This is a genomic window from Burkholderia sp. JP2-270, assembly GCF_003233675.1.
Lineage (GTDB): Bacteria > Pseudomonadota > Gammaproteobacteria > Burkholderiales > Burkholderiaceae > Burkholderia > Burkholderia pyrrocinia_C.
Genome location: NZ_CP029824.1, coordinates 563,637 through 577,344 on the forward strand (window position 1 = coordinate 563,637; position 13,708 = coordinate 577,344).

At 58.1% G+C, this 13,708-nt stretch carries 11 protein-coding genes and 1 pseudogene; 8 read left to right on the plus strand and 4 right to left on the minus strand.

All coding sequences use genetic code 11. From position 1 onward, the window contains the following. Positions 1-46: 46 nt before the first annotated feature. The 5 genes from DM992_RS02700 to DM992_RS02720 all read left to right on the plus strand — a co-directional run bounded on the left by DM992_RS02700 (position 47) and on the right by DM992_RS02720 (position 7,472). Positions 47-730, plus strand: a complete 684-nt coding sequence (locus tag DM992_RS02700; RefSeq protein ID WP_239511303.1) for a CGNR zinc finger domain-containing protein — start codon at positions 47-49, stop codon at positions 728-730. A 364-nt stretch (positions 731-1,094) separates the two neighbouring features. Beyond that, positions 1,095-1,382, plus strand: coding sequence for an MbcA/ParS/Xre antitoxin family protein (locus tag DM992_RS02705; RefSeq protein WP_004535593.1), 288 nt, complete (start codon positions 1,095-1,097; stop codon positions 1,380-1,382). A gap of 843 nt (positions 1,383-2,225) precedes the next feature. Further along, complete coding sequence (locus DM992_RS02710; protein ID WP_111015541.1) at positions 2,226-4,898, plus strand: Mu transposase C-terminal domain-containing protein; 2,673 nt, start codon at positions 2,226-2,228, stop codon at positions 4,896-4,898. Next, positions 4,898-6,043, plus strand: coding sequence for a TniB family NTP-binding protein (locus DM992_RS02715; protein ID WP_059570488.1), 1,146 nt, complete (start codon positions 4,898-4,900; stop codon positions 6,041-6,043). Before DM992_RS02710 ends, DM992_RS02715 begins: the two co-directional genes overlap by 1 nt. Further along, complete coding sequence (locus DM992_RS02720) at positions 6,033-7,472, plus strand: TniQ family protein (protein ID WP_111015542.1); 1,440 nt, start codon at positions 6,033-6,035, stop codon at positions 7,470-7,472. Before DM992_RS02715 ends, DM992_RS02720 begins: the two co-directional genes overlap by 11 nt. Before the next feature lie 104 nt (positions 7,473-7,576). Here the strand turns inward: DM992_RS02720 and DM992_RS02725 are convergent, their stop codons facing one another. Further along, complete coding sequence (locus DM992_RS02725; RefSeq protein ID WP_239511304.1) at positions 7,577-8,032, minus strand: hypothetical protein; 456 nt, start codon at positions 8,030-8,032, stop codon at positions 7,577-7,579. A 194-nt stretch (positions 8,033-8,226) separates the two neighbouring features. Here DM992_RS02725 and DM992_RS02730 point away from each other — a divergent pair. Then, positions 8,227-8,514: pseudogene (locus tag DM992_RS02730) on the plus strand (hypothetical protein). Between the two features lie 457 nt (positions 8,515-8,971). Here DM992_RS02730 and DM992_RS02740 read toward each other — a convergent pair. Beyond that, positions 8,972-9,553 (minus strand): TetR/AcrR family transcriptional regulator, encoded by a 582-nt coding sequence (locus DM992_RS02740; protein ID WP_111015544.1) that lies wholly within the window; start codon positions 9,551-9,553, stop codon positions 8,972-8,974. A gap of 81 nt (positions 9,554-9,634) precedes the next feature. Between DM992_RS02740 and DM992_RS02745 the strand changes: the two genes are divergently transcribed. Next, positions 9,635-10,384 (plus strand): SDR family oxidoreductase, encoded by a 750-nt coding sequence (locus DM992_RS02745; protein ID WP_111015545.1) that lies wholly within the window; start codon positions 9,635-9,637, stop codon positions 10,382-10,384. A gap of 223 nt (positions 10,385-10,607) precedes the next feature. Here the strand turns inward: DM992_RS02745 and DM992_RS02750 are convergent, their stop codons facing one another. Together DM992_RS02750 and DM992_RS02755 are read right to left on the minus strand one after the other, a co-directional pair. Next, positions 10,608-11,234, minus strand: coding sequence for a tyrosine-type recombinase/integrase (locus DM992_RS02750; RefSeq protein ID WP_111015546.1), 627 nt, complete (start codon positions 11,232-11,234; stop codon positions 10,608-10,610). 245 nt (positions 11,235-11,479) lie between these two features. Continuing rightward, the gene (locus tag DM992_RS02755) at positions 11,480-12,397 is read right to left on the minus strand and encodes a LysR family transcriptional regulator (RefSeq protein WP_111015547.1); all 918 of its coding nucleotides are present in this window, start codon (positions 12,395-12,397) and stop codon (positions 11,480-11,482) included. Between the two features lie 117 nt (positions 12,398-12,514). Between DM992_RS02755 and DM992_RS02760 the strand changes: the two genes are divergently transcribed. Further along, entirely contained in the window at positions 12,515-13,678 is a 1,164-nt protein-coding gene (locus tag DM992_RS02760; RefSeq protein WP_111015548.1) for an alpha/beta fold hydrolase, read from the plus strand. Positions 13,679-13,708 lie beyond the last annotated feature (30 nt).

Here is a 13,708-nt window from a genome sequence, read left to right on the forward strand (position 1 = left end):
TGCTAACCTTTTAAATCGTTATGAAAGGTTAGCATCGATTTGCCCCATGTCCAACACGTCAGCGGTGATGGAAGCCCACACGTTCGTGGCCCGCGATTTCGTTGGCGGCCACCTGGTCCTCGACTTCGTGAATACGGTGACCGGTCGCGATCGGGCGCCGCGCGACTGGCTGCCCGACTATGACGCCTGGCTCGCGTGGCTGGCCGCGTCGTCGACCCTGCCCGCGCGTGACCTGAAGCAGCTCGCGGCCCGCGCGGCCGAAGCGCCGGCCGCGGCCGACCGCGCGCTGCGCGACGCCAAGGGCCTGCGTGAAGCGCTGTTCGGCATCTTCGGCGCGCTCGCGCATGAAGTCGCACCGGTCGCGGCGGATCTGGAAACGCTGGAGCAGGCATGGCGACGTGCGATCAACGGCCGGCGGCTGGTCGCGATCGAAGGGCGCGTCGCATTCAGCGACCCGCCCGACACGGCAGGCGTGGTGGACCTGCATCTGCCCGCCCACCGAATCGCGCTCGGCGCCGTGACGCTTCTCGATGCGTTACCGAATGGGCGGCTGAGGATGTGCGCAGGATCGAATTGCGCGTGGCTGTTCATCGACAGTTCCAAGACGGGACGCCGCAAGTGGTGCGACATGGCGACCTGCGGCAACGTCGCGAAGGCCCGACGGCACTACCGTGCGGTGAAGCGTGCGCCGGCCGGATCGGCACGCGGGCGCGACGCGATCGTTGAATAGGATCGAGGCTGCCGGGTGCGGTCGCCCCACGCAGAGCGCCCTGAAAACAAAAAGGGCTCGGCCTTGCTGAGACAGGAAGAATATTTTTTCGACGGCTGGAACCATATCTCTGCACTGACGCCCCGTCAGTTGGCCCTCCGAATCCGTCCTGGAAAACTCGATCGGAACCATATATTTGCACTTTGTCAAAGCGCGAACGAATTCATTGCCCTTTGTTCAGCCAAGGGCGAACCGGCAATGCGTTCACCGATCTCCCGGCACGCGTCGGAGAAGCTAGGCTTAGAAATAGATCTGTCCTGCGCCTTGTTAAGCATCGGGTCCGATATCGGCGCACGACCGAAGCCAAGTCGACAACGAGGTGTATATGTCCATCACCAGGAAGGACGGCGTCAAGGACTCGCCACCATTGAGTTCACATCCTCAAAGCATCCCGCCCGCCGTCATTGAAATGCTGACCGCACAGGTTCAGAAAATGGTCGATGAGTCCGGGAGTTCGGACAACTTTGATGCCCGATCATGGCTCCTCGACTGGCTTCATTCACCAGTTCCGGCTCTCGGTGGGCAATGTCCAGCCGACTTCGTTCACACGCCTGCGGGCATCGATCTCGTTTCGAGACTGCTCGCGAGCGCACAATCCGGAGCTTATTGGTAAGTCGACCAGACAGCCTGACAGCACAGCCCAGTTCTATTTAGGACGCCAGGATTGATTTACCCTCGACAGTCCTACCCCTCGTACCCAGAAGGCGCGGACTGGAAATATGGGATCGAGCAGTGTTCCTCCGATCACGTCGTAGGCCTCTTCAACGTCGACCGAATGCGGCTCCCGCCGCCTTGCGGGAATTCGAACTCACCATTCAAGTTGACCCGTTATCGGCCTGCGATAGGGTGTCGATGCCGGCGATGCACCGCTTCTCATTGCGGCCACGATATCCGCTTTACTGTCAATTGGGCCCCAATTGGCTTCGTGCATGCCTGTCCCCGAGCGCCGCCGCCGCTTGCTGGCGAAATCATCCGTCACAGCCATCGTCGACCGTCGCTGATCGCTCGCCTAAGTTGCCGAGCAATGTATCGTATAACCCATTTTATACAATAAAATCATGGCCTTAGTTTGACTGCGCGATATTCTTCGCGCTATCGTCGCATCTTCATGCGCTCGCATAAAAGTACTGTGATGAGCGCCGTGATACGCGACGCTACACTCCGCGTGCAAAACCCATTTCAATCGGACCCCTTACTGATTTGGAGGAAATCCAGCATGGAAGGTTGATCGCGTGCGGAAACACAAAGGGCCCAGCCGTTGGAGCGGCTGAGCCCTTCGAAAAAACGGTGCATCCATGAAGGTGGATAGGCACATTCTAGCGGCCGACAGCACGCTGTCAAGGCTAGTGGACGTGTTTTTTCTCGTCGTTTCCGCCCCCATTTATTTCATCGAGCCCCTCGCCAGCCACATCGGCTGACGGGGTGGGGCTGTGCATCCTCTCGGCAGGAGGCTTACATGCTCAATGACGACGAACTACAAGCGCTATTTGACGAACTAGGTACACCCGCTCAGGGACAGAAGGCAATTCGCTGGATCCGCGCCAACTCTCCGGTTCGCAGGACAGATGGTGGGAGCATCAGCAATTCGGTGAGGTACTGCAGTTTCAAGATGGGAACAACGGTGGACTGCGAGGCGTACCACACCGAATACGCAGCCGCGGTGACGTGGGATCACGACACTGAAACCATCGAATTCTATGGACAACCCTACCACCTAACCATCGTACAAACCGCGCCGAGCGGACGCCGGCCCAGCTTTCAGTATGTCCCTGATTTTTTGCGCGTCACTCGCACCGGCTTCCAGTTTGTCGAATGCAAGCTTGAGGAAGAGCTGGTCAAACTAGCAAGAGAAAAACCTCACATGTTCACGGTCGGTCAGTCCGGCGAGTGGCGCCGGATTGCGGCCGAGCAGGCAGCCGCCGAACTTGGCGCGACCTTCGTTATCCGTTCATCGCGCGAAAACGTATGGGCGCTCATCGAAAACCTTGAGTTTTTGCGCGACTACAAAGCGTGGAAGCCCCAGAACGACGCGGCGCAAATTGCCCGCCTCCACGAACGCATCGCGCGTCGTCCGTGGAGCACTATAGCGTCAGTACTCGATGACCTCCCTGATATTGCCGACACGTTGTACTCCGAAATCTCATGTGGGCGGGTTGTGTTCGATTTGCCCAGCGATCGCCTAACGAATCCGCAGGAAGCGTTGGTTTTCCGCGATCAATATGCAGCCGTCGCGTACCGCTCATTCGCCAAATCCGAAACTGCATCGCCCAGTCAATCGGTCACGCTCTCGATCAGCCCCGGCGCTCGCTTCCAGTGGGACGGACGGCTTTGGGAAGTCCTGAACCGTGGGGATTCATCGATCGCATGTCGCAGCATCGATGAGACGCCAGGCTGCTACTCAAACTTCATTGAGCTTACCCCTGCCGTTCTCGACGAACTTGCTCAGCAGGGAAAGATCATCCCTGTCGTCGACAAACCCCTGGCTGATCTGCGAGACGCGTTAGCGATTCTCGAGCGCGTCAGTGTTCAAAAGCTGGAAATCGCAGTCGAACGTTATCGCGTCCTATTCGAGCCTGATGCTGCCACCACACTGGCTCATCGCACGCCCCGCACACAGAGATACTGGCTCGCAGCGTATCGAGAAGCAGAACTCCATTACGGGTACGGATTCATTGGCTTAGTTCCTAACGTCGAGCAATGCCAGGGCAACCGCTGTCGCAAAATTGCGCCACCAGTCATCGACATCATGCAGCACGTATATCAGGACAAGTGGACGAAGCCACAACGGAAAACAATGACTGCAATGTACGGTCTGGTCATAAGCCGATGCACGGAGCAGGGATTTCGACCGCCGAGTCGCAAAACATTCGCGGCCGAAATCAAGAAGCTCAAGACTCCCAAAGATGTAGTCAAGCGACTCGGCTCCCGCGTGGCCTATGAGTTGGAACCCATCATCCCGTATTGGTGGATTGGGCCAACAACACCGCCACATGGGACGCATCCGTTCCACATTGCTCATATCGATCATACCCCGCTGCCAATAAGAGTTCGGGCGCGACTTAATGGCCGTGTTCTGAAATCAATCTGGCTGACGTTGATGGTGTGCACATTCACACGGCGAATATTGGCGTACTACCTCACGTTCGATCCGCCCTCCTATCGTTCATGCATGATGGTGATCCGAGAGTGTGTCAGGCGACATGGGAGGGTCTCTCAGTTCCTTGTCGTAGACAGAGGACCGGAGTTTGAATCAATCTACTTCGAACAGCTCGTCGCCAACCTCAAGTGCCACAAGAAGCGGCGGAAAACCGCCCGTCCCCACGATGGGTCCGTGATCGAATCACTATTCGGCACAACCGAAGAAGCGTTCGTTCACAACCTGCTTGGTAACACACAGGCAGAAAGCCAATATAGAAAAGTTACCAAGGAAACATCTCCGTCGCGCCTGGCGATCTGGACTTACGAAACGCTCAGTCGAGAGTTCGAGCGATACCTCAACACGGTGTACGACCGAAATCATCACACTGCGCTCGGGTGTAGCCCGCTCGAAGCGTACAACGCAGGCATCGCGCTAACTGGGCGTCGACATCACGTTCGAATCGTATTCAATGAGGCGTTCCTGTTGATGTCCATGCCGTCGACAGCCAAGGGGACCGCCAAAGTGACAGTTCGCGGAATCAAGGTCAACTACTGCTATTACTCATCGCCAGCACTGCGAATCCTCTCGGCAATCGGCGAACGGGTGCCTGTTCGGTTCGATCCTTTCAACATGGGCATCGCCTATGCATACATCGAGAACAAGTGGCACGAATGCCACTCCGAGCACTACGTCGTGTTCCGCGGACGCTCACAGCGCGAAGTCCAACTGGCCAGCGAACGGTTACGCGAAAAATTTCGCCTCGCCGGGACCCAAGAATCCGTCAATGCTCAGCGCTTGGCCGATTTCCTTACTACCGCAGAAGCTGAGGAAGCTCTCGCGCTTCAACGGCTTCATCAACTCGAAATGGAGTCCGCCGTGTCCACGGTAACTCAGGACGTTCTATCGGAATCCGCATCGACGGACAAAGTAGTTGACCTTGGCACCGACGAATACATCCCCTACCAGCCCAAGATCCTGGAGGAATTCTGATGTTTACATTCCCAGAAGACTCTCCCCAGTACGCCGCCTTGCTGAAATTCCAGTCAAGACGCGTAATGCATCTTCGGCTGAAGGAAGCACTCGCTTCACTCGGCGATGTTGGCAACCCGTCCCGCGCCGATTCGTTCATGGCCCTTGTGGGTCCGTCCGGTGTCGGCAAGTCGGTCGCGGTCGAAGAGTTCATCAAGCGTATCAACATGTCATATGCAACCGAACTGGAATCGGATCCATCGTTTGTGCCAGCCATATTGGTCCGCCTTCCAGCCCCAATCCGCGGAGATTTCAACTGGAAAGATGCGTTTGTCCGAACGCTTGAGCGATTCAACGAGCCCCTTATTCGACGAAAAGTCATCCAACGAATGCTGGTCGAGCTCGACGGGGAGGTCATCGGCAATCTTCCTTCACTGGTTGCGGAAGAACTGAGGCGTGCCCTAAGAAGCTGCGTCATCCACCGAGGAGCCAAAATCATCGCGTTCGACGAAGCGAGCCATCTGTTCATTGTCCGCTCGAGGTCGCAGCTCTCACTTCAATTGCAGCTAGTCAAGTCTCTCAAAAACGACATCGAAATCCCGATGATTCTAGCCGCCACCTATGAGCTCATCAAACCGGAAAACTTCGATTCACAACTGCTCAGGCGCTCAGATGTTGTTCATTTCAGGCGATACACGGCCGAGGATCTGCTGAGCGGCAACTCATACGGCAACTCATTCCGCGACGCCATACACACGATGCTTCACGCACTCCCAGTCGAATGGGACCAGAGCTTGATGAATCATGCCGATTATTTTCTCATGCGCTCAGTTGGATGTGTAGGCGTCCTTAAAACATGGTTGCAGCGAGCACTGGAGCGAGCCCTGCATCACAATCTCCCGGTTGATGGAACGCTGCTCGAGGCAACGGCCTTCTCTAACTACAAGCTGATGACAATGTTGAAGGAGGCAGTGGCTGGAGAGGCGCTGCTCAAGGACATCAAGGAAGACGATCTTGCCCGGGAGCTTGGCTTCGATTACATCCCCACAACTTCATCTCGCAAACCGAGCACCTCCTCGGAGTCACGTCGCCTTGTTAAGAAGCGCCGACCGGGAACAAGGAAGCCCGGTCGAGATCCCATTGGAGGTGAATCAAATGACCTCTGATGACGACCTTTGGCAAGCATCGAATTGGCAAATGCCGGAACGAAGTCGCCTCTATCGGATCGCTCCACTGGGTAGAGATTCCATCATGCGGGAGGCATTGCATAGCGTGTTGATCCGCCTCGCCCTGGCCCACACAGTAAGCCCGCTTGTTCTGATGAGTCGCGAGATCGTTCCGGAGACAAGGATTCGACATACCAAGCATAGTTCAAGCTTCACGGAGTCTCACTTGAAGACCATGAACGGAGTGGGTAAGTATGCAGCGGAGCTCACCCGAAAACTGGAAAACTTGACGAGCCAGCGACAGCTAAGCGAATGCTCCTTCATGCTGTGGTCCGGCCTACTCGACCCGCGAGCACTGGGGTTACTGTCTACGCATCCGAGATGGTGCCCACTGTGCTTCCTCGAATGGCGTGACGCGGGACACGAACCCTATTTGCCGTTGATCTGGCAAGCCGCCCCCATTTTGGTGTGCCCAGTCCATAGCATGGCGCTGCAGTATGAATGCCCAACCTGCCGGCGGGTACAGCCGTTTGTGCCACGCCATGCCCATGTTGATTTTTGTTCTCGGTGCGGCAGTTGGCTAGCGGCAAACTATAAGGAGCTTCGGGGAATCGCCAAAGCCAGTCGTCTCAGCCCACAGCAGCGGTACAACATCGATGCCATCGGCGAGATGATTCTCCGAGGCCCGGAAATCAGCGAGCTGCTCACGGCACAACATCTGCAGACTCGTATTGCCGAGATGGCCGACCATCACTTCGACGGCACCGTCGCGAACATCGAGAGAGCCCTCGGATTCACAAAGAGAGTCATTAGCCAATGGCGTTATCGAGATGTGAAACCGTCACTGCCTGCCTTCCTTCTAATGACACAAGGGTTACGCACTACGCCCGTTGCGTTGCTGCGGAATGGACTCGACGAATCGTTTGCAGCACCTCCGCAACGGCAATTCCGGAAACCTACACGCCGCACCTTAGATCTATCAGTTAGGCAGCGCAACGCTTTGACTGAGGCGCTCCGAACCATCATCGCCAAAGGGTACTCCGAGCACCCGATGAAAGACATCGCAGAGAAATTGGGTTACAAGTATACGTACCTTCGATACTGGTTCGAGGACGAGTGTCGACAGATCTCAAAACTTCACCAACAGTGGGTTCAGGCTCAGCGTCTGGCGAAGGAAGAGCATGACGCAGAGCTTGCAACGCAGCTCGTACAGACGCTGTATTCAACACAGGCGCATGTCACTCGACGCCGTACCGAAAAGTGCTTGCGGGAAGCGGGCTTATCGCTCGCCAACCCAGTTGTACGTGAAGCGGCAAATCGTGTGAAGTTCGATCATTTTTCTGCCAGTCGACCAATTCAGCATAGCGGTCCGAACGAGGTATTCGCCTCTGTCGAACACTGGTCCGAAGATCCACCTCCGCCAGACTGAAGCAGCGTCGTGAGCTGGTTAAGAGCGTTGTAGGTCACCGTCTGCGTCCTCGTGCTGGGTCGATAGCGTCGATGAGCGCGTCACATAAACTGCGATCAACGCCGTTACTCGTTCGCCTGAGTCGGGATCGGTGACCGATGCTTGCTGACAATAAAGCGCTGCAGTTGGTCCCAGGCATCCAGATAACGAAACTTCGGCACTGCGGCCAGTTGTTGATCGTGCAGCACCAGCACCCGTTCGACCGCCGTCTGTTCTTGGTCCAGCAACAAGCACGGTTCGCCATGCTCAACGCGAGCGATGCATGCGTTCAAGACGGCCTCCGCCTGCCGATATAGTTCGAGGTCCATGCCGTTTGCAGTCTCGCCACGCATGTAAAAAGCCAGATAGACCACCCGTAGCAAACAGCAGAGCCGATCCAGATCACCTCGCCCCGCGCGCACCACCGCCAAAGCAAGGTGGTTCTCAAGCGACAGTGACCGAACCTTCTCCGCGGACAATGGCAGCAACATGGCTTTCGTTCGCGCGGGGCGCGCACCGCGAGGCGAACTCTGTTTTTTCATCGATCGGTACACTTCGTTCTTGCAACCCGTTGAGCGGCAAATACCCGGACAACCCCTGCCTAACCTCGTATATCGCCGACGTGGCAAAAGAGCGGGGCACTGAGCGGCACGTCGGCGATGTACGAATAGGGCGCCTGATTCTACCCACGAGGGTGCTACCATGCATTCATCATATAGCGCACAAGGGTATCGTTATGAGCGAAACCACCTTTACGTTTCGGGTCGATGACGCCCTGAAAACTGCGTTCTCGACTGCGGCGAAGGCTCATGATCGAACAGGTGCGCAGCTCTTGCGCGACTTCATGCGGGACTACGTAAAGCAGCAACGAGAAGCGATCAAATATGACGCATGGCTGCGCGCCTAGGTCGAGCGGTCGCGAGTCTCAGCCGACATTGGCAATTTGGTGCCGGCTGCCGAAGTCGATACCGAGTTCGCAGCACGTCGGGCTGCAACGCGTCGCCGGCTAGACGCGGCCAAGTAATGGATCCGTTCTGGACGCTAGAGGCACAAGACCGCGCAAACATCTTCGACTACATCGAAGCAGGCAACCCAGTGGCGGCACTAGACCTAGATGAGATGCTCGAGGAAAAGGCCGGTTGCTGGTCGATCATCCGAGCCTAGGTCGGCCGGACGTTCTGTCGCGAAATCCCCCGCGATTGGCACGCCACGTCTGAGCTGCAGTGGACTAGATCGTGTTGCAGATCATTCGGTCAACCCTATAGACAAGTTGCTTCCGATGACCATCGCATCCCTAATCTGCATAAGTTAAGACCTGATCCATCAGTCAGCGTCAGATGAGGTCTGAGATTGCTTCGCAGTCACTTCATCAAGGGCCGTGATCGACCCCAAGCGGACCTTCACTGTCCTCCAGCCAATGTCCGCTTCAGATCCAATCGCTGCCCGTGCTGCCTGTTTAAAGCGAAAAGCAGTTAATGTCTTCACGCCGCCTGGGTATTGCCTATGCCGTCGAGGAAGAGATCCACCAGGTGGGCAACGCGCGATTTCGTTGCGCCGCCTTGCTCGACGGCGAGGGCGATCGCCGTGACCACGCACACGAGATCGTCGACCGAGATGTCCTTGCGAACCGTCCCTGCTGTCTGGGCACGCTGGAGCAGCCGGCGCCCCTCTTCACGCCCGGCGTGACAGCCCGCGGTACCTTCCTGCAGTACCGTTCCCAGCAACGCAGCCAACCCGCGATAGTGGGTCGCGTGGTTCACGAGCTCCTTGACGAAGGCGCGTACGGAAGCGTTCGGTTCCAGCTTGTCATCGCGTGCGCGGCTTGCTTCGGCGAGTGACAGGAGGCGCTCATCACTCGTCGCGGCGAGGAGCGCGTCGCGCGTCGGGAAGCGACGGTAGAGCGTGCCGATACCAACGTTGGCACGCTTCGCGATATCGTCGAGCGACGCCTCCGCGCCGCGTTCGAGAAACAGCGCTTCCGCCGCTTCGAGAATGCGTTCCCGGTTGCGGGCTGCGTCGGCACGCAGCGGTGCTTCGTCGGTCGTGGAATGCTTGCTCTTCATCCTTGCCTCGATTTCTCTTGATAAGTGGATAATGCCTCCATATACTAAACGGAGCAATTCTCCACTTACCAAGAGATCTATATGACAAAGCGATTCGAGAGCAAGGTTGTGGCGATCACCGGCGGCAGCGAGGGCATCGGCCTTGCGAGCGCCAGGCTTTTCGCGGACGAAGGAGCCCAGGTCTACATCACGGGCCGCAGGCAAAGTCGACTAGACGAGGCGATACGAGAAATCGGCAACGGTGCCGTTGGCGTTCAGGGGGACGCAAGTAACCTCGCCGATCTTGATCGACTCTATGAGCGCATCCAGCGCGACCACGGTAGACTCGACGTCGTTTTCGCAAATGCAGGCGTTGCCGAAGTCGAGCCGCGACCGCTGGGCACCATCGACGAGGCGGGTTTCGACCGACTTTTCGGCCTCAATGTGCGTGGCATGCTCTTCACTGTGCAGAAGGCTTTGCCGCTACTTTCGTCAGGTGGCGTTGTCGTCCTCAATGGCTCGGTGGCTGGCAGCAAAGGCTTTCCTGGCCAGTCGCTTTACAACGCAAGCAAGGCGGCTGTGCGGTCGTTCGCGCGAAGCTGGACGACCGACCTGAGGGAGCGAGGCATCCGCGTGAACGTGGTCTCCCCGAGCGGGACCGAGACACGCCCGATGCGAAGCTACCTCGATGCGCGGCCGGGAGTTGAAGATATGCTGAAGCAACTCGTGCCGATGGGGCGCTTGGGCCGGCCGGATGAGATCGCGCGCGCCGTGCTCTTCCTGGCGTCGACCGAAAGCAGCTATATCGCAGGCGTCGAGCTCTACGTTGACGGTGGCTCACTCGCCGTATGAGCCTTCAACGTCACTGTCGCATCGTTCTTGCCGAACGGGCCGTTTTCCGCGGCGATTGAGCGACGGTATAGCGAATCTTGTCGGGTCGCAGTTGCTTCGGAATATTTATTTCTTCAAGCGCGCGGCAACGTGCGTCCGTTTGTCTTCGCTTTGCGGACGCACGGATCATGTAGATGGTAGTCGGCTCCTGGCCGGCAAGCGCACGCTCGCCGGCCACCGGCGATCACACTTCGGTTTGCTCAGCCATTTCAAGAGCATCGGCTACCTCGATCCCGAGGTATCGCACGGTGCTTTCAATTTTCGTATGGCCCAAGAGCAATTGAACCGCGCGCAGGTTCTTGGTGCGCCGGTAGATCAACGACGCTTTCGTTCGTCTCATGGTGTGCGTACCGTACGCGGTGTCATCGAGCCCGATCGACGCGACCCAACGATGAACGATGCGCGCATACTGGCGCGTCGACACGTGCGCTGAGGCATGCAGTCGACTTGGAAACAAATAGTCGGCAGGCTTCAATCCCCGCGCCGAAATCCAGGCAAAGACACTTTGACGAGTCTGCTCCGTGATTTCGAACTGCACTGGTCGATGCGTTTTCTGCTGCATGAAAGTCGCGCGAGCGACGACATGACCTCCCATGTAGACATCCTGCACTTGCAAGCGCGTCAAATCGCACGCTCGAAGCTTACTGTCGATCGCAAGGTTGAACATTGCCAACTCGCGAGCGTTAGACGACATCTGCAGCCTCGTTCGAATCGCCCAGATTTCCCGGAGCTTCAGCGGAGGCTTCTGGCCGGTTAGCCTTCCCTTATTCCATGGCACCCGACGAGCGCCGGAAAAATTAAGCGTTTCCATGACAATCTCCTCTTCAACGAAAGGAGATCGATTGTGCGCTTTGCGGAATGGTCACGATCCGCTACGGTCAGTCGAGGTTCGGCAACCCCGTCGTCCGATTTTCGAAGTGAAGCTGCCACTCAATGATCCTTCCGACGAACAGGCTAATGGCAGCGCAAGGCTGGGAAGCGAAAAACTGCCGGGCTGGCGCGTTCTTGTTTGTCGGGGCGAGCCCCCGACATTGAATGACGGATGCAGCCGCTCTTTTATAGCCTTGCGTTCCGATCCCAAGGCGGTTCATCGCCAAACGTCCCCGCAAGGTAATCGACGAACCGGCGCACTTTGAGCGGGATGCGCTGCGCGCTCGGATAAACCGCTTGAATCGCCAGATCAGCCGCGCGGTAAGCCGGCAGCAGTGCCACCAGTTCGCCCCGCCGTAGATGCTCGCCGAACACGAAGGTCGGACCGTACGCGATACCGGCGCCCGCGAGCGCGGCGGAAAGAAGCATCTGCGTATTGTTGGCTGTCATCCGGCATGGTCCGTCGATCACGTGCGCGCGGTTTCTCGCATCGAGCAATGTCCAGTCGCCAGCCGACACGGCTTCGCTGAAGGCAAGCCGCTGCGCGAGTCGTAAGTCTTCGGGTTTGCGCGGCGCTCCATGGCGCTTGAGGTACGCGGGAGACGCACATACGACCATTCGGCAGGGCGCAAGCCGGCGCGTCACCAGTCGGGGGTCCGTCAACCGTCCTATCCGGATTGCCACGTCAACGCCCGCATCCATGAGATCAACATAGCGGTCCCCGAGCAGCACTTCCACGTTGACGTGCGGATGGTCCTCGAGGTAGCGGGCAACGACGTCGCCCAGGTGCATGGCGCCGAACGTGACCGGCGCTGCGACGCGCAGTACGCCGTGCGCCGTGCCTTGCGAATCGCCTGCCTCCCGATTCGCCTCGTCGAACGCTTCAAGGATCCGCTTGCAGCGCTCATAGTAAGTCTGGCCGGCATCGGTCAGACTCAACCGCCGCGTCGTGCGCTGAAGCAGTCGCGCATTCAGCTCAGCTTCGATTGCGCTTACATGCTTGCCGGCCATCGCTGGCGATAGCCCGAAGCGGCGCGCCGCAGCAGCAAAGCTGCCTTCCTCGACAGCCGCGACGAATACGCCTAGGCTCGTCAGTCGGTCCATTTTATGCACTCCAATTCGATAGCCTCATTATCGACTGAATACACCAATCCGGCAATTATCAAACTGGTGACATGAATCTACCATTCAGACACTAACTAGCCTGGAGGTGGCACGGAAATGGACATCGACTCAAACGGTACGCGGATTCACGTCACGCAGCGAGGCAGCGGCGAGTTGGCGCTGGTGTTCCTGCACTACTACGGGGGCTCGTCGCGTACATGGGACGGGGTAGCAAGCGAATTGTCCGACCGGTATCGAATCGTTGCCACCGATCACCGCGGCTGGGGCGATTCCGAGGCGCCCGCCGACGGCTACCGCATTGCCGATCTTGCCGCCGATGCCAAGGGCGTCATCGAGGCGCTGGGCCTGCAGCGCTATGTTCTGGTCGGCCATTCGATGGGCGGCAAGGTCGCTCAACTCATCGCATCGCGTCGGCCACGCGGGCTCGCAGGCCTTGTGCTCGTCGCGCCGTCGCCTCCGTCGCCGATGCTCCTCCCGGACGAGCAACGTGCGACGTTGACCGGCGCGTATCAATCGCGTGAATCGGTCGAATTCGTGATCGATCACGTCCTGACCGCAACATCGCTTACCGCTGCTCTTCGGGAGCAGGTCATCGAGGACAGCCTGAAGGGCGCAGCGCAGGCAAGGGCGGCCTGGCCAAACGTGGCCATGCGAGAAGACATTAGTGCGGCGGTGACATCAATCGATGCGCCGACCATCGTCATCTCGGGTGAGCTTGACCAGGTGGATCGCGTCGCAACGCTGCAGGCGGAACTGCTGCCTCGCATTCCGCACTCGGCGATGCATATCCTGCCCGGAATCGGACACCTGTCGCCGCTGGAGGCTCCGATCGAAGTGGCACGGCTTATTGCACGGTTCGTCGCTGCGATCGAAAACAAGTCCGCCGTGTGCAGCACGCCCGAGCAGGTCCCCATCGCTTTCGACGCGGCGCTAAACGCCTGCGATCTTGATTCCCTGCTCGGTGTGTTTAGCAATAAAGCCACGATGCGGATGACGGACGGCGCGGTGGTGCAAGAAAGCCCCACCGAATTGCGCAACGGCTTGGCTCGGTTGCTGACACTGCGCCCGCGCATCCACAACAAGGTACGTCGAGTGTTGACAAGCAGCGATATAGCGCTCGTCCTGCTCGACTGGACCCTGAACGTGACGCTACCGGACGGCCAGGAGCACGAGGAACGCGGCACCGCTACGCAGGTTATGGAAAAGGGCCGCGACGGTGGGTGGAGGCTGCTGATCTCTAATCCGCTTGGGTTGAACTGAAGGGTACAGGGGGGACGACGCCATGAACGA

What these genes read in the sequence shown, in the direction of transcription:
- DM992_RS02700 (WP_239511303.1), top strand. Translation starts at nt 47, where the DNA reads ATGTCCAACACGTCAGCGGTGATGGAAGCCCACACGTTCGTGGCCCGC.
- DM992_RS02705 (WP_004535593.1), top strand. Translation starts at nt 1,095, where the DNA reads ATGTCCATCACCAGGAAGGACGGCGTCAAGGACTCGCCACCATTGAGT.
- DM992_RS02710 (WP_111015541.1), top strand. Translation starts at nt 2,226, where the DNA reads ATGCTCAATGACGACGAACTACAAGCGCTATTTGACGAACTAGGTACA.
- DM992_RS02715 (WP_059570488.1), top strand. Translation starts at nt 4,898, where the DNA reads ATGTTTACATTCCCAGAAGACTCTCCCCAGTACGCCGCCTTGCTGAAA.
- DM992_RS02720 (WP_111015542.1), top strand. Translation starts at nt 6,033, where the DNA reads ATGACCTCTGATGACGACCTTTGGCAAGCATCGAATTGGCAAATGCCG.
- DM992_RS02725 (WP_239511304.1), bottom strand. Translation starts at nt 8,032, where the DNA reads ATGAAAAAACAGAGTTCGCCTCGCGGTGCGCGCCCCGCGCGAACGAAA.
- DM992_RS02740 (WP_111015544.1), bottom strand. Translation starts at nt 9,553, where the DNA reads ATGAAGAGCAAGCATTCCACGACCGACGAAGCACCGCTGCGTGCCGAC.
- DM992_RS02745 (WP_111015545.1), top strand. Translation starts at nt 9,635, where the DNA reads ATGACAAAGCGATTCGAGAGCAAGGTTGTGGCGATCACCGGCGGCAGC.
- DM992_RS02750 (WP_111015546.1), bottom strand. Translation starts at nt 11,234, where the DNA reads ATGGAAACGCTTAATTTTTCCGGCGCTCGTCGGGTGCCATGGAATAAG.
- DM992_RS02755 (WP_111015547.1), bottom strand. Translation starts at nt 12,397, where the DNA reads ATGGACCGACTGACGAGCCTAGGCGTATTCGTCGCGGCTGTCGAGGAA.
- DM992_RS02760 (WP_111015548.1), top strand. Translation starts at nt 12,515, where the DNA reads ATGGACATCGACTCAAACGGTACGCGGATTCACGTCACGCAGCGAGGC.